The 26,745-nt window shown below is 67.5% G+C and carries 26 protein-coding genes; 21 read left to right on the top strand and 5 right to left on the bottom strand.

Annotation, left to right across the window (positions count from 1 at the left end):
- Both AC14A7_RS03755 and leuA read left to right on the top strand, forming a co-directional pair.
- Positions 1-1,320, top strand: a 1,320-nt coding sequence (locus AC14A7_RS03755) for an ABC transporter permease (RefSeq protein ID WP_484006547.1), incomplete at its 5' end; no start/stop codon positions are given.
- Between the two features lie 207 nt (positions 1,321-1,527).
- Positions 1,528-3,294 (top strand): 2-isopropylmalate synthase, encoded by a 1,767-nt coding sequence (gene leuA, locus AC14A7_RS03750; RefSeq protein WP_484006546.1) that lies wholly within the window; start codon positions 1,528-1,530, stop codon positions 3,292-3,294.
- A 119-nt stretch (positions 3,295-3,413) separates the two neighbouring features.
- Here the strand turns inward: leuA and AC14A7_RS03745 are convergent, their stop codons facing one another.
- Genes AC14A7_RS03745 through AC14A7_RS03730 form a run of 4 tightly spaced genes read right to left on the bottom strand, consistent with a single transcriptional unit; the run spans position 3,414 to position 6,127 of the window.
- Positions 3,414-4,097: a trimeric intracellular cation channel family protein gene (locus tag AC14A7_RS03745; protein ID WP_484006545.1), complete on the bottom strand. Its 684-nt coding sequence runs from the start codon at positions 4,095-4,097 to the stop codon at positions 3,414-3,416.
- Entirely contained in the window at positions 4,094-4,510 is a 417-nt protein-coding gene (locus AC14A7_RS03740; RefSeq protein WP_484006544.1) for a hypothetical protein, read from the bottom strand. Before AC14A7_RS03740 ends, AC14A7_RS03745 begins: the two co-directional genes overlap by 4 nt.
- Positions 4,507-5,241 carry an SDR family oxidoreductase gene (locus AC14A7_RS03735; protein ID WP_484006543.1) on the bottom strand — a complete coding sequence of 245 codons (735 nt, stop codon included), beginning with the start codon at positions 5,239-5,241 and terminating at the stop codon, positions 4,507-4,509. The genes AC14A7_RS03740 and AC14A7_RS03735 overlap by 4 nt, the downstream gene beginning before the upstream one ends.
- A gap of 19 nt (positions 5,242-5,260) precedes the next feature.
- Positions 5,261-6,127, bottom strand: a complete 867-nt coding sequence (locus AC14A7_RS03730) for an RNA polymerase sigma-70 factor (RefSeq protein WP_484006548.1) — start codon at positions 6,125-6,127, stop codon at positions 5,261-5,263.
- A gap of 40 nt (positions 6,128-6,167) precedes the next feature.
- Between AC14A7_RS03730 and AC14A7_RS03725 the strand changes: the two genes are divergently transcribed.
- The 13 genes from AC14A7_RS03725 to AC14A7_RS03665 all read left to right on the top strand — a co-directional run bounded on the left by AC14A7_RS03725 (position 6,168) and on the right by AC14A7_RS03665 (position 17,767).
- On the top strand, positions 6,168-6,974 hold the full coding sequence (locus AC14A7_RS03725; RefSeq protein WP_484006542.1) for an SDR family NAD(P)-dependent oxidoreductase: 807 nt from the start codon (positions 6,168-6,170) through the stop codon (positions 6,972-6,974).
- Between the two features lie 27 nt (positions 6,975-7,001).
- Positions 7,002-7,733: a DNA repair protein RecO gene (recO, locus tag AC14A7_RS03720; RefSeq protein WP_484006541.1), complete on the top strand. Its 732-nt coding sequence runs from the start codon at positions 7,002-7,004 to the stop codon at positions 7,731-7,733.
- Complete coding sequence (locus AC14A7_RS03715; RefSeq protein ID WP_484006540.1) at positions 7,730-8,506, top strand: isoprenyl transferase; 777 nt, start codon at positions 7,730-7,732, stop codon at positions 8,504-8,506. The genes recO and AC14A7_RS03715 overlap by 4 nt, the downstream gene beginning before the upstream one ends.
- 5 nt (positions 8,507-8,511) lie before the next feature.
- On the top strand, positions 8,512-8,739 hold the full coding sequence (locus tag AC14A7_RS03710) for a hypothetical protein (RefSeq protein WP_484006539.1): 228 nt from the start codon (positions 8,512-8,514) through the stop codon (positions 8,737-8,739).
- 132 nt (positions 8,740-8,871) lie between these two features.
- Positions 8,872-9,546: an NUDIX hydrolase gene (locus tag AC14A7_RS03705; protein WP_484006538.1), complete on the top strand. Its 675-nt coding sequence runs from the start codon at positions 8,872-8,874 to the stop codon at positions 9,544-9,546.
- The gene (gene nadA, locus AC14A7_RS03700; protein WP_484006537.1) at positions 9,543-10,841 is read left to right on the top strand and encodes a quinolinate synthase NadA; all 1,299 of its coding nucleotides are present in this window, start codon (positions 9,543-9,545) and stop codon (positions 10,839-10,841) included. Before AC14A7_RS03705 ends, nadA begins: the two co-directional genes overlap by 4 nt.
- Complete coding sequence (gene nadB, locus AC14A7_RS03695; RefSeq protein WP_484006536.1) at positions 10,841-12,358, top strand: L-aspartate oxidase; 1,518 nt, start codon at positions 10,841-10,843, stop codon at positions 12,356-12,358. Before nadA ends, nadB begins: the two co-directional genes overlap by 1 nt.
- A complete protein-coding gene (nadC, locus tag AC14A7_RS03690; RefSeq protein WP_484006535.1) occupies positions 12,348-13,193 on the top strand; it encodes a carboxylating nicotinate-nucleotide diphosphorylase in 846 nt (281 codons plus the stop codon). The genes nadB and nadC overlap by 11 nt, the downstream gene beginning before the upstream one ends.
- The gene (locus AC14A7_RS03685; protein ID WP_484006534.1) at positions 13,190-14,320 is read left to right on the top strand and encodes a cysteine desulfurase family protein; all 1,131 of its coding nucleotides are present in this window, start codon (positions 13,190-13,192) and stop codon (positions 14,318-14,320) included. Before nadC ends, AC14A7_RS03685 begins: the two co-directional genes overlap by 4 nt.
- Before the next feature lie 56 nt (positions 14,321-14,376).
- Positions 14,377-15,756 (top strand): glycine--tRNA ligase, encoded by a 1,380-nt coding sequence (locus AC14A7_RS03680; RefSeq protein ID WP_484006533.1) that lies wholly within the window; start codon positions 14,377-14,379, stop codon positions 15,754-15,756.
- A 219-nt stretch (positions 15,757-15,975) separates the two neighbouring features.
- Positions 15,976-16,992: a hypothetical protein gene (locus tag AC14A7_RS03675; protein WP_484006532.1), complete on the top strand. Its 1,017-nt coding sequence runs from the start codon at positions 15,976-15,978 to the stop codon at positions 16,990-16,992.
- Complete coding sequence (locus tag AC14A7_RS03670; RefSeq protein WP_484006531.1) at positions 16,989-17,639, top strand: DsbA family oxidoreductase; 651 nt, start codon at positions 16,989-16,991, stop codon at positions 17,637-17,639. The genes AC14A7_RS03675 and AC14A7_RS03670 overlap by 4 nt, the downstream gene beginning before the upstream one ends.
- Complete coding sequence (locus AC14A7_RS03665; protein ID WP_484006530.1) at positions 17,639-17,767, top strand: hypothetical protein; 129 nt, start codon at positions 17,639-17,641, stop codon at positions 17,765-17,767. The genes AC14A7_RS03670 and AC14A7_RS03665 overlap by 1 nt, the downstream gene beginning before the upstream one ends.
- Positions 17,768-17,827: 60 nt before the next feature.
- Here the strand turns inward: AC14A7_RS03665 and AC14A7_RS03660 are convergent, their stop codons facing one another.
- Positions 17,828-18,307 carry an aminoacyl-tRNA deacylase gene (locus AC14A7_RS03660; protein ID WP_484006529.1) on the bottom strand — a complete coding sequence of 160 codons (480 nt, stop codon included), beginning with the start codon at positions 18,305-18,307 and terminating at the stop codon, positions 17,828-17,830.
- On the opposite strand from AC14A7_RS03660, the gene dusB reads away from it, so the two are divergent.
- The 6 genes from dusB to AC14A7_RS03630 all read left to right on the top strand — a co-directional run.
- Positions 18,308-19,465, top strand: a complete 1,158-nt coding sequence (gene dusB, locus AC14A7_RS03655; RefSeq protein WP_484006528.1) for a tRNA dihydrouridine synthase DusB — start codon at positions 18,308-18,310, stop codon at positions 19,463-19,465.
- Positions 19,455-20,696, top strand: coding sequence for a deoxyguanosinetriphosphate triphosphohydrolase (locus AC14A7_RS03650; protein WP_484006527.1), 1,242 nt, complete (start codon positions 19,455-19,457; stop codon positions 20,694-20,696). The genes dusB and AC14A7_RS03650 overlap by 11 nt, the downstream gene beginning before the upstream one ends.
- 241 nt (positions 20,697-20,937) lie before the next feature.
- A complete protein-coding gene (gene dnaG / locus AC14A7_RS03645) occupies positions 20,938-22,788 on the top strand; it encodes a DNA primase (RefSeq protein ID WP_484006526.1) in 1,851 nt (616 codons plus the stop codon).
- A gap of 184 nt (positions 22,789-22,972) precedes the next feature.
- A complete protein-coding gene (locus tag AC14A7_RS03640; protein WP_484006525.1) occupies positions 22,973-24,598 on the top strand; it encodes an ABC transporter substrate-binding protein in 1,626 nt (541 codons plus the stop codon).
- 98 nt (positions 24,599-24,696) lie between these two features.
- Positions 24,697-25,788, top strand: a complete 1,092-nt coding sequence (locus AC14A7_RS03635) for an ABC transporter permease (RefSeq protein ID WP_484006524.1) — start codon at positions 24,697-24,699, stop codon at positions 25,786-25,788.
- Positions 25,788-26,745, top strand: a 958-nt coding sequence (locus AC14A7_RS03630; protein WP_484006523.1) for an ABC transporter permease, incomplete at its 3' end; no start/stop codon positions are given. The genes AC14A7_RS03635 and AC14A7_RS03630, both read left to right, overlap by 1 nt.

Here is a 26,745-nt window from a genome sequence, read left to right as displayed (position 1 = left end):
GAGTTCTTCACCGTGCTGACCCAGATCATCCTCGCCGATTCCGTGACCGGCCAGAGCGACACCGTCGTCTTCTTCCTCGGGTTTCTCGCCTACGTCTTCATCGTCATCGCGATCTACGTCGGCGCTGTGGTTACCGCGAACACCTTCGCCACGATCATCGCCGGACGCACGAGAACCATCGCCTTGATGCGGCTGATCGGCTCAACGGCGGCAGCGCAGCGTCGTGCGTTGGCACGGGAAGGCCTCGTGGTCGGCATCGTCGGTGCCCTGGCAGGTGCCGTCGTCGGCAGTCTCGTGACCTCCGCCGCCGTTGCGATCACCGTCGGCCTCGGCGTTGTTCCCGATATCGGGTTCATGTTCTACTCCCCGTCGCTCTTCCTGCCGATCGTGGCCGTGGCACTGACGACCTGGCTCGCCTCCTGGATCGGCTCCCGCCGCGTTCTCGTTGTCACACCGATGCAGGCCACCGGGGCGGCGACAGAGAGCAGCCGAGAGGAGTCCATCGCCTCTCGTGGTCGCAGCGGCGCGGCCATCGCTCTCTTCGCTGTCGGCGGTGGGGTGCTCGTGCTGTCGATGCTGCTCGGCCTCCTGCACCCCGGGGCCGTTCTCATCGGCATCGTCGGGGGAGTGCTCTCGTTCACCGGCCTTGTCATGGGTGCGCACCTGGTGATGCCACCCGTGCTTCGCCTTGTCGGCCGTGCGCTCGGCCGCAGCGCGCCCGCGCGCCTCGCAGCGGAGAATGCGATGCGGTATCCAGAGCGATCATCGCGCACGACGATCGGCCTCGTCATCGGCGTGACGCTCGTCACGATGTTCGCCGTTGCCCTGCAGAGCTATCAGAACCTGCTGGCGATCGCGCAGGCGAACAATCCCGACTACTACGCGGGCATCGACACGACCCTCCTGATCACGGTGATCATCTTCTCCGTGCTCGTCGGGTTCAGCGCGCTCATCGCCGCGGTCGGCATGGTGAACAACCTCTCGTTGAGCGTCATGCAGCGCACGAGGGAGCTCGGCCTGCTGCGCGCGCTCGGATTCACGGGCCGGCAGGTGCGATCGATGATCGTGGCGGAGAGCGCCCAGCTCACCCTCGCATCCGTCGTCGTGGGGCTTGCCCTCGGCTCCTTCTACGGCTGGGCCGGAGCCCAGTCGCTGCTCGGCAGTATCAACGGAAGCCCGGGGATCGTGCCGCCGGGCATGCCGATCCCCTTCATCGCCGGGGTTGTCGTGCTGGCGGGTCTCCTCACCGTCACGGCATCCGTCGGCCCGTCGCGCCGCGCGACGCGCGTCGCACCGGTTGCAGCGCTCGCCGTCGAATAGTGGATGGTGGCCCCGGAGACGGGGCCGCCGCATCCATTCGTGTACGACGCAACAGTTGCCCCCGAACGCGTCGGGTAGTGCTAGCCTGAAATCGTGCTGTACGGCCTGCTCCTTCTTAGCTGCCGCGACGAGTCCTAACCAGAGGCCTCCCTCGTCGCGGAGTTTGTCGTTGGCCCGACTAACTGACCAGTCGAAGAGAAGGACCCCATGAAGAACTTCCAAGCCCCCTCGGGCATGCCGATCCACAAGTACAAGCCGTTCCACGAGCAGATCGTCGTCGACCTGCCCGACCGCACCTGGCCGTCGAAGCGCATCACCGAGGCACCCCGCTGGTGTGCCGTCGACCTGCGCGACGGAAACCAGGCGCTCATCGACCCGATGAGCCCAGAGCGCAAGCGCATCATGTTCGACCTGCTCGTGAAGATGGGCTACAAGGAGATCGAGGTCGGGTTTCCCTCGGCCAGCCAGACAGACTTCGACTTCGTTCGCTCGCTCATCGAGGAAGACCTCATTCCTGAGGACGTGACGATCCAGGTGCTGACCCAGGCGCGCGAGACCTTGATCAACCGCACCTACGAGTCGATCGCCGGCGCAAGGCGTGCGATCGTGCACCTCTACAACTCCACGAGCATCCTGCAGCGCGACGTCGTGTTCCGCACCGACAAGCAGGGAATCGTCGACATCGCCCTTGAGGGCGCACGCCTGTGCAAGGCCGCAGAGGCCACCGTGCCAGAGGTCGACGTGCACTACGAGTACTCGCCAGAGAGCTACACCGGCACAGAGCTCGAGTTCGCCGTCGACATCTGCAACCAGGTCGTCGACGCACTCGGGGGCACGCCGGAGCGCCCCGTCATCATCAACCTGCCCGCCACCGTCGAGATGGCGACGCCGAATGTCTACGCCGACTCGATCGAGTGGATGTCGCGCAACTTCGCGAGGCGCGACAGCATCATCCTGTCGCTGCACCCGCACAACGACCGCGGCACGGCGATTGCGGCCGCCGAGCTGGGCTACATGGCCGGCGCCGACCGCATCGAGGGATGCCTGTTCGGCAACGGCGAGCGCACCGGCAACGTCGACTTGGTCGCGCTCGGAATCAACCTGTTCACGCAGGGGATCGACCCGATGATCGACTTCAGCGACCTCGACGAGGTCAAGCGCACCGCGGAGTACTGCAACCAGCTGCCCGTGCCGGAGCGCAGCCCATGGGCCGGAGACCTCGTGTACACCGCCTTCAGCGGCTCCCACCAGGACGCGATCAAGAAGGGCTTCGAGGCCATGGAGGCTGAGGCGCTCGAGAAGGGCGTGACGGTCAACGACCTCGTCTGGGGTGTGCCATACCTGCCTGTTGACCCGAAAGACCTCGGCCGCAGCTACGAGGCGGTCATCCGCGTCAACTCGCAGTCGGGCAAGGGCGGGGTCGCCTACCTGCTCAAGAGCGACCACTCCCTCGACCTGCCGCGCAAGCTGCAGATCGAGTTCAGCGGTGTCGTGCAGGCCAAGACCGACGCGGAGGGCGGCGAGGTCACGAGCGAGCAGATCTGGCACGTATTCCAGGACGAGTACCTGCCGGCGCCGACCGAGAACCCCGAGGCCAAGTGGGGGCGCTACGAACTGCACTCCACCCGAACAGAGAGCGACCTGCACGGGTCGACCTCACTCGACATCCACTTGCGCGTCGGCGACGACGACGTGCAGGCCATGGGCGTCGGCAGCGGGCCCATCGACGCCTTCATTGGCATCATGGCGAAGCAGGGCCACGAGATCCGGTTGTACGACTACGTCGAGCACGCGCTGTCTGCCTCTGGTGACGCCCTTGCCGCGGCCTATGTCGAGCTGCAGGTCGGCGACAAGCGCCTGTGGGGCGTCGGCATCGACGTCGACATCTCCACGGCATCCCTGAAGGCTGTTGTCTCCGCCGTCAACCGTGCGGTTCGCACGGAGGTCGGCGACCGGGAGCTCGTCGAGGCGTAGGCGCCCGACTGCTCTGCGGCCCACCCCCTTCGGAGATTCAGGACTCGAGCCACTCGCATACCCCTGCGAGCGCTCGAACGCGCGCGCACAACGCGCCAGTCCTGAATCTCCGAAACCTCCTAGGAGGTTGGGTCGCCGGTCGAGCGGCGCGTCCAGCGGATGTCGCTGCGACTCAGCGTGCGCTGCTCTGGCAGCGTCCAGTGGAATGCGACCGCGAGCACGCGCACCCCGAAGGTCACCACGACGCAGACGACACCCGCGAGGAACACCTCGACCCCGAGCGAGTCGAGAATGACGAGGGTCGAGGCTCCGGCGATGGCGGCGACGGCATAGAGCGAGCCCACCTGCATGATCGCGATCGGCAGGTTGAGCAGGAGGTCCCGCAGCACCGATCCGCCGACGGCAGCGACAGAGCCGACGAAGATCGCCGGCACGATCGGCAGCCCGAGAGCGAGCGCCTTCGTGGTGCCGATGGCGCAGAACATGCCGATCGTGACGGCATCCAGCACGTTGATGGTGACGCCCAGCCGGTGAACGAGGCGCTGCAGCAGCATTCCGACGAGTGCCGCTCCTGTTGCGACCGGCAGATACCAGTTGCTCTGCAGTGCGAGTGGAACCTGGTTGAGCAGGATGTCGCGAATGAGTCCGCCGCCGAAGCCGACGGCGATGCCGATAACGGCGACCCCGAGCAGGTCGAGTCGACGGTCGCGGAACTGGGCGGCGAAGGCAGCCCCCTGCATGCTGCCGATGCCGACAGCCAGCAGATCGATCCACAGCGGGATGGAGAAGACGCCCTCAGTCACGCCCCATTCTTAGCACGGCGTCGTCGTGCCTCGATCACCGCGAGTGCGAGCACCACCGAGGGGAGAGCGACAGAGCCACCGAGCGAGACGAGGATGAACGCGGTGTCGGCGGCCGTCGCGTCGTGCAGGTGGCCAAGGTGAAAGACGAGGTGCGGGATCGCGTAGGCGAGGTAGGCGACCAGGGCGACGACCGTGAGCCGGGCATCCATCCAGATGGCAGCCGCGGTGACGACGACCGCGAGTCCGATGGATGCACCGCCGAAGTCGCGAACGAGGTGCTCGCTGAACGGGGGAGTGAGGCTGACGGTCGGAAAGTCGCGGTAGAAGCTCTCTGGCAGGAACTGCATCCACAGGCCGGTGATCCACTGGATGGCGGCAAGGGTGACAAGGCCGATGCGAATTGCGAGCCTCATCGGGTGGCCGCCGTCGCGGCGTACTCTGCGAACGTGCCCGTGCCGTATCCCGGCAGGCCCGTGGTGTGGTGACCCGCCCGAAAGCCGGCGAAGGCCGCGCCGGGCAGCCGAAGCGTCCAGACCGGCTTGCGCGTGCCCGCAGCGCCCTGCCAGGTGTCGACGAGCTCGCGCATGGTCGTGAGCTGCGGTCCGCCGATGTCGTCGACCCGACCCGCGGGTGCAGCGGATGCGAGCTCGACGAGCCGGTCGGCAACCTCCTCCACGGCGATGGTCTGCACCGGGGCATCGAACGACAGCACGACAGCCAGGCGGCGCTGCCAGAGGAGGAACGCGCCGACGAAGTCGTGGAACTGGGTGGCCCGCAGGATGGTGAACGGCACCCCCGACGCCTCGATGAGGCCCTCGCACACCACCTTGTCGCGGTAGTAGAAGTAGGGGATCTTCTCCACGCCGACGATGGAGATGAAGACGAAGTGGCTGACCCGCCCTGAGGCCTCGAGCAGCCTCGCGGTGCCCGGTGCGTCCTTGCGGCGATTGGTGGCGAGGTGCAGCACGACGTCGACGCCCTCGAGTGCTGCGGCGAGGCCGCTGCCGGTGGCGAGGTCGCCGACGACGCGGCCGTCGCCGGCACGCCTACTGAGAACGCGGACGTCGTGGCCCTCTGCCCGTAGGCGCGCGACGGTCGGTCGGCCGAGTCCACCGGTACCGCCGGTGACGAGGATGGTGCTCATGATGTCCTTTCGTGGGGTTTCACGAGCTATGACCGAGCAGGCCCCCGAATTGTGACAGTTTCTGCGGATTCAGCACGATGTAGACGTTCTCGACGCCGGTCGAGCCGATCTCGACCGTCCAGAGCGCGATTGGGACGCCGTCTCGCAGCCCGACGAAAGCCAGCTCGCCATTGGCAGTAACCGCCACCGGCACGAGGTCCGACGCGAACTTCTCGAGCACGCCAAGCAGGAACTGCGCGACGCGCTCCCGGCCGATGACCGGCTTGCGCGCCGCGGAGACGACTCCTCCTCCGTCGGAAAGGGTGCGGGCATCCGCGGCGAGCACGAGTTCGAGGCCGGCGATGTCTCCCGCCTGGGCGGCGGCGATGAATGCTGTGAGGAGGCGGTCGCGGTCCTCGTCGCTCACCGGCCGCGCGCGGTCCTCGTCGATGGCGGTTCTCGCCCTGCTGGCGAGCTGTCTCGCGTTGGGCTCTGTGATCTGCAGCACCTCGGCGATGTCACGGAAGCTGTAGCCGAATGCCTCGCGCAGCACGTAGGCCGCGCGCTCAGCGGGCGTCAATCGTTCGAGCAGCAGCAGAACACCGAGCGACAGGGCCTCGGCGCTCTCCGCCCCGAGAAGCGGGTCGGAGGAGGTGTCCACCGGCTCCGGCAGCCACGGGCCGATGTAGGTCTCGCGGCGTGCGCGCGCCGAGTCCAGTGCGGTGAGTGCGAGCCGCGTGGTGATGGTGGCGAGGTAGGCGGCCGGGTTGTCGACGGCATCCTCCACGGTGTGCCAGCGCAGCCACGTGTCTTGCACGATGTCCTCTGCCTCGCTGGCCGACCCGAGCATGCGGTAGGCGATGCCGAACAGACGTGGTCGAACTGCCTCGAACTGCTCGACCGCCATCGTGTTCACACAGAGACGATAGCGGTCGTATTCTCTGATCATGCGCACCGTTGCCGGATCCATCGTCCTCGTCACCGGTGCCGCCATGGGCATGGGGCGCCTGTATGCGCGACTCGCGGCCGCCGAGGGCGCAACCGTCGTGCTGTGGGACGTCAACGCAGAACTGCTGGCCGAGACGGCAGCCGAACTCGGCGCTAGCGCCCGGCCGTACGTGGTCGACCTTGCCGACGCCGCAGACATCGTGCGGGTCGCCGCACTCGTGCGAGCGGAGGTCGGCGACCCGGTCGTGCTCATCAACAACGCCGGCATAGTGCGAGGCAAGCTGTTCGTCGAGCACGATCACGATGCAGACATCGAGCTCACCATGCGCATCAACGCGCTCGCGCCGATGCACGTGACGCGAGAGTTCCTGCCCGGCATGCTCGCGAGTTCGGGGGAGTCGCGAATCGTCAACATCGCCTCGGCCGCCGGTCTCATCTCGAACCCACGAATGAGCGTCTACGCAGCGAGCAAGTGGGCGATGGTCGGGTGGAGCGATTCGCTGCGACTAGAGCTCGCATCCACGCGCGTCGCGGTCGTCACGGTGTGCCCCAGCTACATTTCGACCGGCATGTTCGCGGGTGCGCGGGGTCCACGCCTCACGCCGCTGATGAAGCCGGATGCTGTGGTCGCGCGTGTCTGGACGGCGATGAAGCGCGGTACGCCACTGCTGATGATGCCGGCCATGGTGGGGGTCTCGAAGGTGTTCCGCGGCCTACTGCCGCTTCGAGCGTGGGACTTCCTGGCCGGAAAGGTGTTTCGGGTCTACTCGAGCATGGACGAGTTCACGGGGCGTCCACGGGCCTGAGCCAGAGGCACCACCGATAATGGGTGAGTGCCGACCTACCGTGACGAAGCCGTTGTGCTGCGCACCCACAAGCTGGGTGAGGCAGACCGCATCGTCACGATGCTCTCGCGCAGCCACGGCAAGATCCGCGCTGTCGCGAAGGGCGTTCGCCGCACGGCCTCCAAGTTCGGCGCCCGGCTCGAGCCGTTCATGGTCGTCGACGTGCAGTGCTACGTGGGTCGCAGTCTCGACATCGTGACCCAGGCCGAGTCCCTGGGCAGCTACGGCGCCGACATCACGAGCGACTACGGCGCGTACACGGCGGCGAGCGTCATGGTCGAGACCGCCGACAAGATCACGGATGACGACGGCAGCCTCCAGCAGTACCTCCTGCTGGTCGGCGCCCTCCGCTCCCTCTCCCGCGCGGAGCACCCCGTCTCGCTCACCCTCGACTCCTACCTCCTTCGTGCCCTCTCGATCGCCGGCTGGGCCCCGAGCTTCGGAGCGTGCGCTGTGACCGGTGTCGCCGGGCCGCACACGGTCTTCGTCGCGCAGCTCGGCGGAATGGTCGCCGATCATGTGGCGCCTCCGGGCTCGCCGCGCCTCGACCCGGCCACCATCGACCTGCTCGGCTCCCTGCTCAGCGGGGATTGGGATGTCGCCGAGGCCGCAGACGAGCGCCACCAGGCCCAGGCGAGCGGCATCGTCGCCGCCTACGCCCAGTTCCACCTCGAGCGCACCCTCCGGTCGTTGCAGCACGTGGATCGGACACCGGCGTGAGCCCCGCACCCAAAACGCACCGCGACGCGGTCGACTTCAAACCCGTCGACTGGACGAACCTCTACCCACCAGCCTTCCCTGAGGTGCCGAAGCACGTCGCGATCGTCATGGACGGCAACGGCCGCTGGGCGAACCGCCAGGGGCTGACGCGAACGCAGGGCCACCAGGCAGGGGAGGCGGCGCTGCTGGATGTGGTGGCCGGCGCCATCCAGGCCGGTGTCAAGCACCTGAGCGTGTACGCCTTCTCTACAGAGAACTGGAAGCGCAGCCCGGAGGAGGTGCGCTTCCTCATGGGATTCAACCGCGACGTGCTGCACCGCCGCCGCGACCAGCTCAACGACTGGGGAGTTCGGGTGCGCTGGGCTGGCCGCAAGCCGCGCCTCTGGCGCTCCGTCATCGACGAACTGCAGTTTGCCGAGCGGCTCACGGCGCACAACAGCACACTGACCCTCACGATGTGCGTCAACTACGGCGGGCGTCAGGAGCTCGTGGATGCCGTCCGCGCGATGGCAGCCGACGGCTCGCCGATCACAGAGAAGTCGATCCAGAAGCACCTCTACGCCGGCGACCTGCCCGACGTCGACCTCTTCGTGCGCAGCTCTGGCGAGCAGCGCACGAGCAACTTCATGCTCTGGCAGAGCGCATATGCAGAGATGGTGTTCCTTGACACGCTCTGGCCCGACTTCTCGCGCGAGGATCTGTGGCGCGCGATCGAGCTCTACAGCAGTCGCAACCGCCGCTTCGGCGGCGCGGTTGACGCGCCGACGTCGTGAGCCTGATGGGGAAGATCCGCCGCCTCTTCTACGGCGGTGATCGCGCCACGCAGGATCGACTGTCGTCCATCCTGCGCAGCCGAAGCCGACTCGGCGCATTCGACCCCGGCATCCGCACGGGCTTCGACAGCCCACCGTCTGAACCGGTGATTCTCGATCCCGACCTGCCGTGGGAGCTGCGCGACGAGCCTGGTTTCGAAGATTCAGGGGAATCGCGTCGCCACGCGCCCTGAGACGCACTAACGCCGTGTTCGCGACCGCGAGTCCTGAATCTTCGAAGGGGCGACAGGTGCGATTCGACAAACGTGCGGGGGCAGGGGCTAGAATCAGTAAAGGTCACAATGACCTTTACTGATCGGATTCCCATGAGCCAGGCGTTGGACGGCACGGCACTCGCCGTATCCACCGTCATCTTCGCGCTCGGAGCAGAGGGGCTGCGCATACCGCTCGTGCGCCGTATCCGTGAACCGTTCGGCGGACAATGGGCGCTGCCAGGCGGCCCGGTCGAGGCGAGCGAGGCGCTCGAGGCCGCAGCGGGCCGCAACCTGCTCGAGACGACGGGCCTGCGCAGCACATACCTCGAACAGCTCTACTGCTTCGGCGACGTCGACCGCTCCCCGGGCCAACGGGTCGTCTCCGTCGTCTACTGGGCTCTCGTGCGGTCCGACGAGGCGGCGCTGGCTGCCGAGGGTGAGAACGTACAGTGGTTTCCGGCAGACGAGCTGCCAGAGCTCGCCTTCGACCACAACCGCATCGTCGACTACGCCCTCTGGCGACTGCGCAACAAGCTCGAGTACAGCCAGATCGCCCACGCCTTCCTCGGGCCGACCTTCACCCTTGCCGAGCTACGCGAGGTCTACGAGGCCGTCCTGCAGAAGCCTGTCGATCCGGCGAACTTTCGCCGTCAGCTCGAGAAGAGCCTCATCGACACGGGGGAGCGCCTGACCGGTGCACGTCACCGCCCTCCACGCCTGTACCGCTACGACTCCACCGCTGCCATGACAGACAACGGCCCGCTCACCACCAGAATTGAGGCATGACCATGTCACCATCCGTCGACACGACGATCAAAGAGATCGTGTCGGGCATCACCAACGGCGGTGTGTGCACGACAGAGCTCGCCGAGGGGCCATGGGTGTTCGATGCGCAGCCGCTGCCCGGGTACGGACCTGGGGCGTCGATGGGCGACATCATCCCCGTCGGCGCGCCGCGGCAGGGGGTGCTGCCGCTCGAGTACCAGCAGGCGTCCAACGACGAGCTGCACGACCGCATCCGCGCCGCGAAAGAGACCCTCGGGGAGCGCGTCGTCATCCTCGGGCACTTCTACCAGCGCGACAAGGTCGTGCAGCACGCCGACTTCCTCGGCGACTCGTTCCAGCTCGCCAACGCCGCGCAGACCGTGCCGAACGCCGAGGCGATCGTGTTCTGCGGTGTGCACTTCATGGCAGAGACCGCCGACATCCTCGCGCAGGAGAACCAGGCGGTTATCCTGCCGAACCTTGCGGCCGGCTGCTCGATGGCCGACATGGCAGACATCGACTCGGTGACGGCCGCGTGGGCAGAGCTCGAGGCAATCTACGGAACAGAACCGGATGCCGATGGCCGTGTGCCCATCATCCCGGTCACCTACATGAACAGCTCCGCTGCCCTCAAGGGATTCTGCGGGGAGCACGGCGGCATCGTCTGCACCTCCTCGAATGCCGCGACCGTCATGGAGTGGGCCCTCGAGCGGGGCCAGCGCGTGCTGTTCTTCCCCGACCAGCACCTCGGGCGCAACACGGCGAAGGCCATGGGCATCCCGGTCGAGCTCATGCCGATGTGGAACCCGCGCAAGCCGCTCGGCGGCAACACCGCCCAGCAGATCGCGGACGCACGGGTGGTGCTGTGGCATGGCTTCTGCAGCGTGCACAAGCGCTTCACGGTCGCACAGATCGATCGCGCCCGCGCCGAGTTCCCCGGGGTGCGCGTCGTCGTGCACCCGGAGTGCCCGATGGAGGTCGTCGACGCCGCTGACGAGGCCGGATCGACCGACTACATCCGCAAGGCAGTGGCCGGTGCGACGGAGCCGACCACGTTCGCGATCGGCACGGAGGTCAACATGGTCAACCGCCTGGCCGCCGAGTTCCCGCAGCATACGATCTTCTGCCTCGACGACGTGGTGTGCCCATGCTCGACGATGTACCGCATCCACCCCGGATACCTCGCGTGGGTGCTCGAGGGGCTCGTGCGCGGTGAGGTGCTCAACCAGATCACCGTGTCGGACGACGTCAAGGGGCACGCCCGCGTTGCCCTCGAGCGCATGCTCGCCGCCAAGCCACCGGTAGCGGCCGCCTGATGGCGCACGTCGTCGTCGTCGGCACCGGCATCGCCGGTCTGATCGCCGCCCTCAAGGCGTCGCAGCGCCACACCGTGACGCTCGTCACGAAGGCAGAGCTGTCGGAGAGCAACACCAAGTACGCCCAGGGCGGCATAGCCGTCGCGATGTTCCCCGACGACTCTGTCGCGTCGCACGTCGATGACACGCTCAAGGCCGGCGCAGGGCTGAACGACCGCCACGCAGTAGAGATCCTGTGTGCGGAGGGGCCGCAGCGCATCCGCGACCTCATCGACCTCGGCGTCGCCTTCGACCGGGAGGGCACGGAGCTCGCGCGGGGTCACGAGGCGGCGCACAGCCACCGTCGCGTCATCCACGCTGGCGGAGACGCCACCGGACTCGTCGTCGAGCTCGCCCTCGTCGACGCCGTTCGCGATGTTGCTGTCGAGGTGCACGAGCACACGTTCATGGTCGACCTCGTCGTGGCCGACGACCGGGTAACCGGTGTCGACCTGCTGCTCGCCGACGGAACAGAGCGCCGCGTCGATGCCGACTTCGTCATCCTCGCCAGCGGCGGGGCAGGCCAGCTCTACCAGCACACCACCAACCCGACGGTGACGACGGGCGACGGCGTCGCAGCGGCCCTGCGCGCCGGCGCGGCGGTGAGCGACGTGGAGGTCTCCCAGTTTCACCCGAACTCGCTCGCGGTGCCGGGCAACCCGCTCGTCTCCGAGGCTGTGCGCGGCGAGGGGGCCGTGCTGCTGGATGCCGGCGGGCGTCGATTCATGTTCGATGTGCATCCCGACGGAGAGCTTGCCCCCCGCGACGTTGTCGCCCGCGGAATCGCCTCGCAGATGGCCAAGCAGGGCGGCGCTCCCGTGCTGCTCGACGCGACCGCACTCGGCACCGCGTTCCTCGCCGACCGGTTCCCCGGAATCACGAAGGTGGTCGAGGAGCACGGCTTCGCCTGGGGCACGGAGCCGATTCCGGTGACGCCAGCGGCGCACTACTGGATGGGAGGCGTGCGCACCGACGACGACGGCCGCACCACCCTGCGCGGACTTCTCGCGATCGGCGAGGTCTCGTGCACGGGAGTGCACGGAGCCAACCGCCTCGCGTCCAACAGCCTGCTCGAGTCGCTCGTCTTCGCCTGGCGGGCAGCGGTGGCGCTCGACGAGCCGTGGATCGATCTCGAGGTCGAGGTGTCGGCCGACATCGCACCGGAGGCCTCGCCGATGCAGACGGTCGTCGACCGGGCCGAGCTCCAGCAGCTCATGTGGCACACGGCAGGGCTCTATCGCAACGCCGACGCCCTGGCCGAGGCTGCCGGCATTCTGGCTGGCTGGACGTCGGTCGACGACAGCGTCGCCGCCCGGGAGGACGGCAACCTGCTCGACCTCGCCCGGCTCGTGGTCTCTGCCGCCCTCGCGCGGGAGGAGTCGCGCGGCGCCCACTACCGCGACGACTTCCCCGAGACATCGCCGGCGTTCAAACGACACCTGTCGTGGATGCGAAAGGTCGTCGCCCGTGTTGACTGACACCGCTATCGAGACGATCGTCTTCGCTGCTCTCGAGGAGGACGCGCCGTGGGGCGACGTCACGTCTGAGCTCTTCGTTCCTGCCACCGCCGTGGCCACTGCTGAGTTCAACGCGCGCGAGCCGGGTGTATTCAGCGGCGGGGCGGTGCTGGTGGCGACCTTCGCAGCCGTCGACCCGTCGATCTCCGTCGAGCTGCAGATCGAGGATGGCGAGCGCTTCGCTGCCGGCGACGTGCTCGCGGTCATCTCCGGCAACGCCCGCGGCGTGCTGCGCGCAGAGCGCATCGCGCTCAACCTCGTGCAGCGCATGTCGGGAATCGCGACCCTCACGGCGCAGTATGTCGCCCTCGCCGGCGAGGCCCGCATCGTCGACACCCGCAAGACGACGCCCGGCCTTCGCGCGATCGAGCGCCATGCCGTGCGATCGGGTGGCGGCTTCAACCACCGCTACTCGCTGTCGGACGCCGTACTTGCCAAAGACAACCACCTGGCGGTGCTGACGGCAGCCGGGCAGTCGGTGACCGACGTCATCCGTGCTGCCCGCAGCCAGCTCGGGCACACCATGCGCCTCGAGGTCGAGGTCGACCGGCTCGACCAGATCGAGCCGGTGCTCGCTGGCGGCGTCGACGTCATCATGCTCGACAACTTCTCCGTCGACGAGCTGCGGCAGGGGGTGGCGATCGTCGCCGGCCGTGCCGTGGTCGAGGCGAGCGGGGGAGTCTCCCTCGAGACCGTCGCCGACATCGCCTCGACCGGCGTCGACATCATCTCGGTCGGCGCGCTGACCCACAGCGTGCGGGCCCTCGACCTCGGACTGGACGTTCAGGTTCGGTGATCTACCTCGACCACGCGGCATCCACCCCCGTTCGCCGGGAGGTGCTCGAGGCGATGTGGCCGTACCTCGTCGGGGAGTACGGCAACCCCTCCTCGCACCACGAGGTCGGCGAGAGCGCGGCGCGAGCCCTCGCCGCCGCCCGCGCCGGCCTTGCAGCGCTCCTCGGAGCCCGGCCAGCCGAGCTCATCGTGACCTCCGGCGGCACGGAGTCCGACAACCTCGCGGTCAAGGGCATCGTGCTGGCCTCGACTCGGGGGCGTCACATCATCACCAGCGCGATCGAGCACGAGGCCGTGCTCGAAAGCTGCGACTACCTGGTGCGGCACCACGGCGCCTCGCTCACCGTGCTCCCGGTCGACTCCGACGGGCTGGTTGCGGCGTCCGATCTCGCTGCCGCGATTCGCCCCGATACGGCGCTCGTCAGCATCCAGCACGCCAACAACGAGGTTGGCGTCGTGCAGCCCATCGCGTCGCTTGCAGCAATCGCGAAGGATGCCGGCGTGCCCTTCCACACAGACGCCGTGCAGTCGACGGGCTGGCTCCCGGTCACGCTGGCGGATCTCGGCGCTGACGCGATCACGGTCGCGGGGCACAAGCTCGGAGCCCCGAAAGGAGTCGGGCTGCTCGTGCTCAGGGCGGGTATCCCGCTGGAGCCGCTGCTGCACGGCGGCGGGCAGGAGCGTGGACGCCGATCCGGCACAGAGAACGTCGCGGCTCTCGTCGGCCTCGCGAAGGCCCTCGAGCTGGCACCCCGTGGGCACGACGCCGCCGTGCGCGACGCCCTCATCGACGGCGTGCTGGCCGCGGTACCGGGAGCCGTGCTCACCGGGTCACGCGAGCACCGTCTCGCCAACCACGCATCCTTCGCCTTCCCCGGAACGAGCGGGGAGGCCGTCCTGCTCGAGCTCGAGAGGCATGGCATCACGTGCTCGAGTGGCTCCGCGTGCGCGGCGGGTAGCGATGAGCCGTCGCACGTGCTCACCGCAATGGGCATCCCGGCCGACGTCGCCCAGACAGCTGTGCGCTTCACCCTCTCCGAATCGACGACGCTCGACGAGGTCGCCGTGGTGGTGCAGCGCGTCGCCGAGGCCGTGGAGGCGGTCGGAGGCCTCTCGACGCGCCGCTAGGCTTGCTCCAGCTATTCGACCGCTCATCCAGCGCGGCTGACCTTTGGAGTTACCCTGTGGCAAGTTCCCTCGATTCCGTCATCAACCTCGCCAAGCGCCGCGGGTTCGTCTTCCAGTCGGGGGAGATCTACGGTGGCTCGAGGTCGGCATGGGACTACGGGCCGCTCGGTGTCGCGCTCAAGGAGAACATCAAACGCCAGTGGTGGCAGACCATGGTGCAGGGTCGTGACGATGTCGTCGGCCTCGACTCCGCCGTCATCCTGCCGAAGGCCGTCTGGGAGGCCTCTGGCCACGTCGAGGTCTTCACCGACCCTCTCGTCGAGTCGCTGCACACGCACAAGCGCTACCGGGCCGACCACCTGCTCGAGGCCTACGAGGAGAAGCACGGCCACCCGCCCGTCAACGGCCTTGCCGACATCAAGGACCCCGACACCGGCCAGCCCGGCTCCTGGACGGAACCGCAGAACTTCTCCGGCCTGCTGAAGACCTTCCTCGGCCCCGTCGACAACGAGGAGGGGCTGCACTACCTTCGCCCCGAGACCGCCCAGGGCATCTTCGTCAACTTCGCCAACGTGCTCGGCACCGCGCGCATGAAGCCCCCGTTCGGCATCGGCCAGATCGGCAAGAGCTTCCGTAACGAGATCACCCCAGGCAACTTCATCTTCCGTACCCGCGAGTTCGAGCAGATGGAGATGGAGTTCTTCGTCGAGCCGGGAACCGACGAAGAGTGGCACCAGTACTGGATCGACCTTCGGCTGCAGTGGTACATCGACCTCGGTATCAAGCCGGAGAACCTCCGCCTCTTCGAGCACCCCGCCGAGAAGCTGTCGCACTACTCCTCGCGCACCGTCGACGTCGAGTACAAGTTCGGCTTCCAGGGCAGCCAGTGGGGCGAGCTCGAGGGCATCGCCAACCGCACCGACTACGACCTGCGCACGCACTCGGAGAAGAGCGGCAAAGACCTCTCCTACTTCGACCAGACGAAGGACGAGCGGTGGACGCCCTATGTCATCGAGCCAGCGGCCGGACTCACCCGCTCGGTCATGGCCTTCCTCGTCGACGCCTATGCAGAGGACGAGGCACCCAACGCCAAGGGCGGCGTCGACACCCGCACGGTGCTGCGCCTCGATCGCCGGCTCGCGCCCGTCAAGGTCGCGGTTCTCCCGCTCTCGCGCAACGAGCAGCTCTCGCCGGTTGCCCGTGAGCTCGCCGCCGACCTTCGCAAGTACTGGAACGTCGACTTCGACGACGCTGGGGCAATCGGCAAGCGCTACCGCCGCCAGGACGAGATCGGCACGCCCTTCGCCGTCACGATCGACTTCGACACGCTCGACGACAAGGCCGTGACCGTGCGAGAGCGCGACACGATGGCCCAGGAGCGTGTCTCGCTCGACCGCCTGCGCGGCTACCTCGCAGAGCAGCTCATCGGCTCGTAGCGCAGTCGGTCGTCACCCTCCCCACCGCGCCGCCTTTCTTCGGAGATTCAGGACTCGAGCGTCATTGCTGTCCGTTGGTGTCGCGAATGCGCCCGAACGAGCTCTCGACTCCTGAAACTCCGTTGGGGGCGGGTCGTCCACAGCGGAGGTACATGGCGGGAGTGCCCAGATACTCCGGCCGAGGCTAACCGCACGCCGCCGCGGTCCCACCATGGCGCCATGAGAGACATCGCAGCGATCGTGCGGTCGCTCGGCGGCATGGCGCAGAAGCAGCAGCTGGTTCGACGCGGAGCGCGAGACGTCGATCTGACGGCGGCCGTGCGGGCGGGGGAGGTGTTGCGGGCCAGGCTCGGCTGGTACACCGTGCTGCCCGCCAGTGACGCCCGCGTTCGAGCCGTGCGCGTGGGCGGGCGGTTGACAGGCGTCTCGGCGATCATCGCGATGGGCGGCTGGGTGTTGGGAGAGCATCCGCTGCACGTCTCGGTCGCTGAGAACGCAGCGCGGCTGCGCACCCAGCAGAATCGTCACCATCGCATCGACGTGAGTGCGCCAGCGGGGGTCGTGCTGCACTGGGACGGCCGGGATGTCGCCGATCGCGGCGATGCAACCTCCGTTGGCCTGCTCGATGCCCTACGTCGCGTCGTGTGCGATGAAGCGCTGGAGGTTGCGATCGCCGCAGTCGACTGGGCGCTTCGCACCGGGGCCATCGACGAGTTCGATGTCGAGTCCCTCATGCTCGGGGTTCCGCGCTCCCGCCGCATTCCGACGGAGTGGTTCGACGCCGAGTGCGACAGTCTGCCGGAGTCTCTGGCCAGAACACGCCTCCGGCTCGAGGGGTTCTCCGTCAGGAGCCAGGTGCTGCTCGCAACGGGCGAGCCGCTGGACCTCGTCGTCGAGGAATCCGTGGCGATCGAGGTGGACGGCAGAGAATTTCACGAGAATCGTTTCGCCCGCGACCGTCGCAAAGACATCCACGCGACGATAGAGCGATTTCATGCCTTGCGCCCTCCCGCCTCGATGGTCTTCGGGGAGTGGCCGTTGGTGCTGTCGGCGGTGCGAGCGGCCATGGCCGAGCGCACCCCCCTCCCAGATTCCGAAGATTCAGGACCACGGCGTCGAAGACCGAGAAAGGCGATGCTGGCGCGCGCCTCGTCGCGGCAACTCCTGAATCTCCGAGAGAGGAATCGGGTGGGGGCGGGAATTGAGCGGGTGCGACTGGCGTTGGCCTTGGGGTGAGCAACGCCATCAAGGTAGACATCTGGTCCGACGTGCAGTGCCCATGGTGCTACATCGGAAAGCGCAAGTTCGAGGCCGGAGCGGCAGAGTTCGGGGGAGAAGTCGAGGTCGAGTACCACTCCTTCGAGTTGGCACCCGACACCCCGGTCGACTTCGACGGCAGCCCGGCCGACTACCTTGCAGAGCGCAAGGGGCTACCGATGGCTCAGGTTGAGCAGATGCTCGAACGCGTCACCGGCATCGCCGCAAGCGTCGGACTCGACTACGACTACGACCACGTTCACCAGACGAACACCGTGATCAGCCACGAGCTCCTGCATTTCGCCAAGTCGAAGGGCCGCCAGCTCGAGATGAAGGAGCGCCTGCTCAAGGCCTACTTCGTCAATGGCGAGCATGTCGGCCGCATCCCTGACCTCGTGGCGATCGCCGGTGAACTCGGCTTCGACGAGGCAGAGGTGACGGCGGCGCTGGAGTCACATCGGTTCCTCGCCGACGTCAAGGCCGACGTCGCCCTGGCGCGGGAGTACGGCATCCAAGGCGTTCCCTTCTTCGTCATCGACGGCAAGTACGGGGTGTCTGGCGCTCAGGAGGCGCAGACCTTCGCTAACGTGCTGGCACAGGTACACGCAGAGAAGGGTGCAGCCTGATGGACACGACACCGCTGCTGATCATCGGCGAGGCGAATGCCGCCTCGTGCGATGGAGACGTCTGCGAGATTCCGCAACACCACGAGCAGGCAGTCGTGAACCGGGCGATCGACTCCGACCGGGTCTGAGGCACAAGACCTGCCCGGCCCGAGGAGCGGAGGATCCGGTCAGCCGCCGGTCCGGACTGGCTAGTCGCTGATGTCCGCGTAGGTTGCTCCAAGGCCGGCGACAAGCTCATCCGCATCGACGAACAGGCTGAGCCCATGCTCTCCCGCACCCATGGATACCCGCCGCGCCGCGACGCGATCGTCGACGTAGACCGGCCAGGCCGTCGTGCTGCCGAGTGGGGTGATGGTGCCCCGTTCATAGCCTGTGGCGTCAAGGGCGACCTCAGCCGCGGGAAGTTGCAGCTTGTTGACACCGACCACGGCGCGCAGCTTCGACCACGAGATCTGGCGGTCACCGGGAACCAGCGCGAAGAGGAAGCTCCCGTCATGGCGCTTCACCACGAGCGACTTCACGATGTCTCCTGGAGTGATCCCGAGGATGTCGGCGGCCTCCTCGAGGGAGCGCGCCGCCGTGCGCTCGACGAACTCGATCGCGATGCCACGGGACGCGGCGTCGGCCGCGACGCGGTCGCGACCCGATTTGTCTGGGAGAATTGACATATGTCCATTGTCTCGGCTGCCGCGCCCGCCCTGCGCATCGGCTCCCTCGAGCTGGATGTGCCGGTCGTGCTGGCGCCCATGGCCGGCATCACGAACACGGCGTTCCGCCGGCTCTGCCGCGAGTACGGCGCCGGGCTGTACGTCAGCGAGATGATCACGAGCCGTGCCCTCGTCGAGCGCACGCCAGAGAGCATGCGCCTCATCAGCCACCACGAGTCGGAGACGACCCGCAGCATCCAGCTCTACGGCGTCGACCCGAAGACGGTGCGCGAGGCCGTCACGATGCTCGTCGCCGAGGACCGCGCCGACCATATCGACCTCAACTTCGGCTGCCCGGTGCCGAAGGTCACCCGTCGCGGTGGCGGGGCGGCGCTTCCGTGGAAGCTCGACCTCTTCAGAGCCATCGTGGAGAACGCAGTGGATGCCGCGGGCGACATCCCGTTGACCATCAAGATGCGCAAGGGCATCGACGCCGACCACCTCACCTACATCGAGGCGGCGAAGGCCGCGCAGGGTGCGGGGGTTGCGAGCATCGCCCTGCACGCGCGCACCGCTGCGGAGTTCTACAGCGGCACCGCCGACTGGTCGGCGATCGCCCGCCTCAAGGAGACGATCACCGACACCCCGGTGCTCGGCAACGGCGACATCTGGGGTGCCGCCGATGCGATCCGCATGGTCGAGGAGACCGGGTGCGACGGTGTCGTCGTGGGTCGCGGCTGCCTCGGGCGCCCATGGCTGTTCGGCGACCTCGCCGCCGCCTTCCGCGGCGATACGACGACCTTCGAGCCTGGACTCGGCTTCGTCGCCACAGCATTCAAGCGCCACGCAGAGCTGCTGACCGAGTTCTTCGGCGGCGACGAGGATCGCGCCTGCCGCGACATCCGCAAGCACGTCGCCTGGTACTTCAAGGGATACGCCGTCGGGGGAGACCTGCGGGCGTCGCTGGCGAGCGTGCGCAGCCTCGCCGAGCTCGACGACCTGCTCGCGATGCTCGACCACGACCAGCCCTACCCCGGCATCGGAGCCGAAGGGCAGCGCGGGCGTGCCGGCAGCCCCAAGAGCCCGACGCTGCCGCAGGGCTGGCTCGACAGCCGCGAGCTGCAGGAGACCCACCGCGCCGAGCTCACCGAGGCGGAGTTGCATCACAGTGGCGGCTGAGGGCCAGTACTCAGAACAGGATGCCGAGCGCTGGTTTCCCGAGTACCACTCCAGTCGTCGCAGCGACTTCGCCCGCGATCGCGCGCGCGTCGTTCACTCGAGTGCGTTGCGGCGGCTCGCTGGCAAGACCCAGGTGCTCAGCCCGACGGTCGCGGCTGACTACGCGCGCAACCGGCTCACGCACTCGCTCGAGGTCGCCCAGGTGGGCAGAGAGCTCGCGACTGCTCTCGGGCTCGATCCCGATGTCGTCGACACGGCATGCCTCGCCCACGACCTCGGCCACCCGCCCTTCGGCCACAACGGCGAGCGAGCCCTCAACGACTGGGCAGCAGACATCGGCGGATTCGAGGGCAACGCCCAGACGCTTCGCCTGCTCACGCGCATCGAGCCGAAGACCTTCGGGCCCGACGGGCGCAGCTACGGCCTCAACCTCACCCGCGCAACCCTCGACGCCGCCACGAAGTATCCGTGGCCGTCGGCGCAGGGCATTCCCGACCCGAGCGGCCGCAGCAAGTTCGGGTTCTACGACGACGACACCCCCGCCTTCGAATGGCTGCGCGCGGGTGCCCCAGACCGCCGACGCTGCATCGAGGCAGAGGTCATGGACTTCTCCGACGACGTCGGCTACTCGGTGCACGACTTCGAGGATGCGATCGTCGGCGACTTCATCGACGTGCGCGCTCTCGGCGCTCGGGTTGATCACGACGCCCTCGTCACGTCGATGTTCGCTTGGATCGGAGGAGAGTTCAGCCACGAGGAGCTCATCGCCGCCTTCGACCGACTCGACAACCTCCCCTTCTGGATCGCCGAGTGGGACGGCAGCCGGCAGGCGCACGGGCGGCTCAAGAACCTCACGTCGCAGCTCATCGGCCGGTTCGCCGGCGCTGCCATCTCGGCCACGCGCGAGATCTACGAGGGCGAGAGCCTGATCCGCTTCAACGCCCACCTCGCTGTTCCCCGCGAGATCGAGGCAGAGATCGCCGTGCTCAAGGGCATCGTGGCGGCCAACGTCATGTCGACGAACTCCCGCAAGCCGCTCTACACCGAGCAGCGCGAGGTGCTCACCGGGCTGGCGGATGCGCTCTGGGCCGACCCGTCGAAGCTCGACCACGGCTTCGCCGCCGACTGGATGGATGCCGTCAGCGACGCCGCCCGCCGTCGCGTTGTCGTTGACCAGGTCGCATCCCTCACCGACCAGTCTGCGATGGCACGCTTCACCGCCGTCGGCTAGAGCGGCTGGCTCCGCTCGCATCCGCATCACCCCCTCCCGTACCGTCGAAGTTTCAGGACTCGCGGCGTCCCGCGTCATGGTGAAGCGTGCCATCCGGGTTCGTTCGGCGACGAGTCCTGAATCTCCGAAAGGGCGGAGGTTTGTGCGGAGGTCGGGGTGGCGCGCGGGGTGGCGCGCGGAGGCGCTCCTGCGGTGAGGACGACGCGAGCGCGCGCACACGCGCGACCGTAGAATCGACCTCGTGGCAGGCCTCATTCGACGAAGCGATATCGACGAGGTCAGAGCGCGCACCAACATCGCCGACATCGTCGGCGACTACGTCACGCTGAAGAGCGCTGGCGGTGGCTCGATGAAGGGCCTGTGCCCGTTTCACGAGGAGCGCAGCCCCAGCTTCCACGTGCGGCCCCAGGTCGGCTTCTACCACTGCTTCGGCTGCGGCGAGGGCGGCGACGTCTTCACCTTCCTGCAGAAGATGGACCACGTGGGCTTCTCTGAGGCCGTGGAGCGCATGGCCGCCCGCATCGGCTACGAGCTGCGCTACGAGGACGGCGGGCAGGCGAGCGATCACGGCGCACGGGCGCGAATTCTCGCGGCCAATGCGGCGGCATCCGAGTTCTATGTCGCGCAGCTCGGCACACCGGAGGCAGAGCCAGGGCGGGCGTTCCTCGGCGAGCGCGGCTTCGACGCAGGAGCCGCCCAGCGCTTCGGCATCGGCTTCGCTCCGCGCGGCGGCGTGCTCGGAAAGCACCTGCGCTCCCTCGGCTTCACCGAGGAGGAGCTCGTCACCGCCGGGCTCATCGGCAAGGGCGACCGTGGCGACGTGTACGACCGGTTCCGCGGACGACTCGTGTGGCCCATCCGCGACGTCACCGGTGCGACCCTCGGCTTCGGTGCCCGCAAACTGCTCGATGACGACACCGGCCCGAAGTACCTCAACACGCCAGAGACCCCGGTCTACCACAAGAGCCAGGTGCTCTACGGGCTCGACCTGGCCAAGAAGGACATCGCCAGAGGCCGCCAGGTCGTCGTGGTCGAGGGCTACACCGATGTCATGGCCTGCCACCTCGCCGGCGTGGCGAAGGCCGTCGCCCACCGTGGAACCACACCCGGAACCAACCACATCAAAATCATCCGCCGGGTCATGGGCGACGTCGACAACCGCGACTCGACCGGCACCGGAGAGGTCATCTTCACCTTCGACCCCGACGAGGCAGGCCAGAAGGCGGCGAGCCGCGCGTTCGCCGAGGAGCAGCGCTTCGCCGCGCAGACCTTCGTCGCCGTCGCCCCCGACGGACTCGACCCGTGCGACCTCCGTCTCCAGCGCGGCGACGACGCGGTGCGCAGGCTCGTGCGAACCCGCAAGCCGATGTTCGAGTTCATGGTGCGCCGCGTGCTCGCGGCTCACAATCTCGAGACCGTGGAGGGGCGGGTCGCGGCGCTCCGAGAGGCCGCACCGATCGTCGCCGGCATCCGCGACTCGTCGATGTCGGGCGGGTACACCCGCAACCTCGCCGGCTGGCTCGGAATGGATGTCGACGAGGTCGCGCGCGCCGTCCGCGGCTCCACGAGCCGACAGCCCGACACCGCCACGCAACCGCAGCCGGACGCACCGCAGCAGGGTCCGAGCCTCACCCAGCTGGGCACCGATGCTTCCACGCGACTGGAGCGCGACGTCGTCATGGCCCTGCTGCAGCATCCTCAATCGGTCGGCCGCGACTTCATCAGCCGCATCGCCGACGTTCGGTTCGGAGACGAGAGTCTCGCGGTGGTGCGGGACGCCATTGCGACGAGCATCGATCACCTCGAATCGCCGACCTGGCTGCAGGTGATCGCGGCGGAGGTGCCGTCGCACTACTCGATGCTCGTGCAGCAGCTCGGGGTGGCGCCGATCCCTGCGCGCGAGGACTTCATGGCTGCGTACTGCGTGAGCCTCGCCGTCGCCATCGTCGACCGTGATCTGCTGCGACGCAAGAAAGAGCTGGTCGGCGCACTACAACGCACGGATTCTGCGGCCGACGCAACAAAGTATCAATCCCTCCAGCGAGAGCTCGTCGCCATCGAGGCGGACCGCCGGGCGATTCGGCCAGACTAGGGGGTATACCCCCGCCCGGGGGTCATTGTTGCTTTTGTGTAAACATGTGACCGCTCGCGCAGGCTGCGGTGGAATCCGGTCTGACAACCGTGTTAGGACTAGACCACAGCAGTGTGTGTGCGCACGGCGAACCGCCGTGCCCGCGACACTGTCCCTGCAACCCACAAGGAAGAGGTAGACGGATATGACATCCGCATCCATCCACGGCAAGCGCACGCTTGCCGCTCTCGCGACGACCGCGGCAGCAGCCATGGTTCTCGCCGGCTGCGCCACGTCGGCACCGGGCGGCGACAACTCCAACAGCGGAGACGCGATCATCGTCGGCACCACCGACAAGGTCACGGCGCTCGACCCTGCTGGCTCGTACGACAACGGCTCGTTCGCCATCATGAACCAGGTCTACCCGTTCCTGCTCAACTCCCTTCCCGGTAGCTCCGATGTCGTTCCCGACATCGCGGAGAGCGCAGAGTTCACGAGCCCGACCGAGTACACGGTCGTCCTCAAGAGCGGCCTCACCTTCGCCAACGGACACGACCTCACCGCCTCCGACGTCAAGTTCACCTTCGACCGCCAGCTGGCGATCGCCGACGACAACGGCCCGTCCTACCTTCTCGGCAACCTCGACAGCACCGAGGCGGTAGACGACACCACCGTCGTCTTCACGCTGAAGAACGGCAACGACCAGACCTTCCCGCAGATCCTGTCGAGCCCGGCCGCGCCGATTGTCGACGAAGAGGTCTTCTCCGCCGACTCGATCACCTCCGATGACGACATCGTCGCTGGAGAGGCCTTCGCCGGCCAGTACACGATCTCGAGCTACTCGTTCAACGAGGCCGTCGAGTTCACGGCATTCGAGGGCTACAAGGGCGTTCTCGGCGCCCCGGAGACCTCGACGGTGCAGCTGCAGTACTTCGCCGAGGCGTCCAACCTCAAGCTGGCGATCCAGGAGGGCGAGATCGACGTCGCCCACCGCAGCCTGACCCCGACCGACATCGCCGACCTCGAGAAGAACGATGACGTGGAGGTCGTCGTCGGCCCCGGTGGCGAGATCCGCTACATCGTCTTCAACTTCGACACCCAGCCATACGGCGCGGCAACCGCAGAGGCCGACCCGGCCAAGGCCCTCGCCGTTCGTCAGGCCGTTGCCGACCTCGTCGACCGCGAGGAGCTCTCCGAGCAGGTCTACAAGGGCACCTACCTTCCGCTGTACTCCTACGTTCCGGATGGTCTTACCGGCGCCACCCAGGTTCTCAAGGACCTGTACGGCAAGGACGGCGGACCCGACGCGGATGCTGCGGCAGCGGTTCTCGAGGACGCAGGGGTCGCCACCCCCGTCGCCCTCAACCTGCAGTACAACCCCGACCACTACGGTGAGTCGTCGGGCGACGAGTACGCACTCGTCGAGAGCCAGCTCGAGGCGAGCGGGCTGTTCGACGTCACGCTGCAGTCGACCGAGTGGGTTCAGTACTCGAAGGACCGCACGGCCGATGTCTACCCGGCGTACCAGCTCGGCTGGTTCCCGGACTACTCCGACGCCGACAACTACCTCACGCCGTTCTTCGCCACGGACAACTTCCTGGTGAACCACTACGACAACCCTGAGGTCAACGCCCTCATCCAGCAGCAGCTGGTCGAGACCGACGCGGATGCCCGCACCGGCCTCATCGAGGACATCCAGGCAGCGGTGGCAGCAGACCTGTCCACCATCCCGCTGCTCCAGGGCGCGCAGATCGCCGTTGTCGGCAAGGGCGTGACGGGAGCGGTTCTCGACGGATCGTTCAAGTTCCGCTACGGCACTCTCGCCCGCTAGTCACGGGAAGCTAGAGTCGTTCTAGCGCTACGAGGGGGCGGCCCGCTACGCGGGTCGTCCCCTCTGCTCGTCTTTCCGTCCCGTTTCGATTGGTGACAATGAGTTCCACCCAGACCACCGCGTCCGCGAAACCGGCAGCGCCGGCGCCGCGCAGGCGCTCGGCCAACGGAGGAGGGCTCGGCAGGTACATCCTCATCCGCTTCCTGCTGATCTTCCCGACGATCTTCATCCTGCTCACAATGGTCTTCCTCGTGCTGCGCACCATCGGCGACCCGATCACCGCATCGCTCGGCGACAAGCTGCCGCCTGCCCAGCTTCAACAGCTCATCCACGAGGCCGGCTACGACCGACCCGTGATCGTGCAGTACCTCGAGTACATGGGCCAGGTGCTCACCGGCAACTTCGGCCAGTCGATCTCTGACAACCAGCCGGTCACCGAGCTGCTCGTCACCTACGGTGCCGCGACGCTCGAGCTTGTCTTCTACGCCCTCATCGTGGCTTTCATCGTTGGAATCCCGCTCGGCATGGTCGCCGCGTACTTCCGCGACAAGTGGCCGGATGCCGTGCTGCGCATCCTCGCGATCCTGTTCTATGCGACCCCCGTCTTCTTCGCTGGCCTCCTTCTCAAGCTCGTCTTCGGCGTCTGGCTCGGGGTGCTGCCCAACTACGGGCGCGCAAGCTCTCGCACGGGGCTAACGCTGTCGAACCAGGATGGCGCGACCGGCATCTTCATCATCGACGCCATCCGGTCGGGTCGCGCCGACTACGTCGTCGACGTGCTGCAGCACGCGGTCCTCCCCGGTATCGCCCTCGGGCTGCTCACCGCCGGCGTCTTCCTCCGTCTGGTGCGCACCAACGTCATCGGCACCCTCGGCATGGACTACGTGGATGCCGCCCGGTCACGCGGAGTGCGCGAGTTCCGTCTCGTGCGCACCCACGCCTACAAGCCAGCGCTCATCCCCATCGTGACCGTGATCGGACTCCAGATCGCGATGCTCCTCGGCGGCGCGGTGCTGACCGAGACGACATTCGAGTGGAAGGGGCTCGGCTTCAAGCTCGCCGAGTACCTGTCGGCTCGCGACTTCGTCGCCGTGCAGGGCATCGTCGCCCTGCTCGCCGTCATCGTCGCACTGTCGAACTTCATCGTCGACATCATCGCCGCCCTCATCGACCCACGAGTGAGGTACTGATGGCCACGAAGGTCTCCGAGCGGCTGCGCAGGCTGCCCGTCGTCCACCAGCTGCGGCAGAGCGTCGGCCTGCAGCGCGGCATGCTCATCGCCGGCCTCGTCATCACGGGGCTGTTCCTGCTCACCGCACTCCTCGCCCCGCTGATCGCACCGTTCGGCTTCTCGCAGCTGCGCGACGACGACGGCACCTTCGGCGCCCAGCTGCCGCCCGGCGGCAAGCACCTGCTCGGCACGACCGTCGGCGGCTACGACGTCTTCTCCCGGGTCATCTGGGGGTCGCAGACGGCGCTGTCCGTGATTGTGGTCGCCGTCATCCTGTCGATCTTCCTCGGCGTGCTCCTCGGCCTGATCTCCGGGTACATCGGCGGCTGGCTCGACCGGGTCATGGTCGTAATCGCCGACGCCGTCTACGCCTTCCCGAGTCTCCTGCTTGCGATCGCGGCGGCCATCATCATCAGCGGAGGGCAGTCGAGCCTGTGGGGCGGGGTGTTCGCGGCGGCCGTCTCGATCACCGTTGTCTTCATCCCGCAGTACTTCCGTGTGATCAGGGCAGAGACCGTGCGCATCAAGGCGGAGGCCTACGTCGAGTCGGCAAAGGTCATCGGCACGAGCACCTCGCGCATCATGTTCCGTCACGTCTTCCGCAACGCGACCCGCACCTTGCCGCTCATCTTCACCCTCAACAGCTCGGAGGCGATCCTCACACTCGCCGGCCTCGGCTTCCTCGGGTTCGGCATCGAGCCGAGCTCGGCGGCCGAGTGGGGCTACGACCTCAACAAGTCCATCTCCGACGTCACGAGCGGCATCTGGTGGACCTCGATATTCCCAGGGCTGGCGATCGTGCTCGTCGTGCTCGGCATCACCCTCGTCGGCGAGAGCCTCAACGACCTCGCCGATCCGCGGCTGCGCACGCGCCGTAAGGCCGACGGCACGCCGGCGCTGACGGCGTCCTCCTCTG

This window comes from Conyzicola sp., assembly GCF_057073975.1.
This window is presented reverse-complemented; position numbering and strand designations above follow the sequence as displayed.

What these genes read in the sequence shown, in the direction of transcription:
- nadB (WP_484006536.1), top strand. Translation starts at nt 10,841, where the DNA reads ATGGCGCACGTCGTCGTCGTCGGCACCGGCATCGCCGGTCTGATCGCC.
- nadA (WP_484006537.1), top strand. Translation starts at nt 9,543, where the DNA reads ATGACCATGTCACCATCCGTCGACACGACGATCAAAGAGATCGTGTCG.
- AC14A7_RS03660 (WP_484006529.1), bottom strand. Translation starts at nt 18,307, where the DNA reads ATGTCAATTCTCCCAGACAAATCGGGTCGCGACCGCGTCGCGGCCGAC.
- leuA (WP_484006546.1), top strand. Translation starts at nt 1,528, where the DNA reads ATGAAGAACTTCCAAGCCCCCTCGGGCATGCCGATCCACAAGTACAAG.
- AC14A7_RS03740 (WP_484006544.1), bottom strand. Translation starts at nt 4,510, where the DNA reads ATGAGGCTCGCAATTCGCATCGGCCTTGTCACCCTTGCCGCCATCCAG.
- AC14A7_RS03665 (WP_484006530.1), top strand. Translation starts at nt 17,639, where the DNA reads ATGGACACGACACCGCTGCTGATCATCGGCGAGGCGAATGCCGCCTCG.
- AC14A7_RS03635 (WP_484006524.1), top strand. Translation starts at nt 24,697, where the DNA reads ATGAGTTCCACCCAGACCACCGCGTCCGCGAAACCGGCAGCGCCGGCG.
- AC14A7_RS03705 (WP_484006538.1), top strand. Translation starts at nt 8,872, where the DNA reads ATGAGCCAGGCGTTGGACGGCACGGCACTCGCCGTATCCACCGTCATC.
- dusB (WP_484006528.1), top strand. Translation starts at nt 18,308, where the DNA reads ATGTCCATTGTCTCGGCTGCCGCGCCCGCCCTGCGCATCGGCTCCCTC.
- AC14A7_RS03710 (WP_484006539.1), top strand. Translation starts at nt 8,512, where the DNA reads ATGGGGAAGATCCGCCGCCTCTTCTACGGCGGTGATCGCGCCACGCAG.
- AC14A7_RS03730 (WP_484006548.1), bottom strand. Translation starts at nt 6,127, where the DNA reads ATGGCGGTCGAGCAGTTCGAGGCAGTTCGACCACGTCTGTTCGGCATC.
- AC14A7_RS03725 (WP_484006542.1), top strand. Translation starts at nt 6,168, where the DNA reads ATGCGCACCGTTGCCGGATCCATCGTCCTCGTCACCGGTGCCGCCATG.
- AC14A7_RS03735 (WP_484006543.1), bottom strand. Translation starts at nt 5,241, where the DNA reads ATGAGCACCATCCTCGTCACCGGCGGTACCGGTGGACTCGGCCGACCG.
- AC14A7_RS03675 (WP_484006532.1), top strand. Translation starts at nt 15,976, where the DNA reads ATGAGAGACATCGCAGCGATCGTGCGGTCGCTCGGCGGCATGGCGCAG.
- AC14A7_RS03640 (WP_484006525.1), top strand. Translation starts at nt 22,973, where the DNA reads ATGACATCCGCATCCATCCACGGCAAGCGCACGCTTGCCGCTCTCGCG.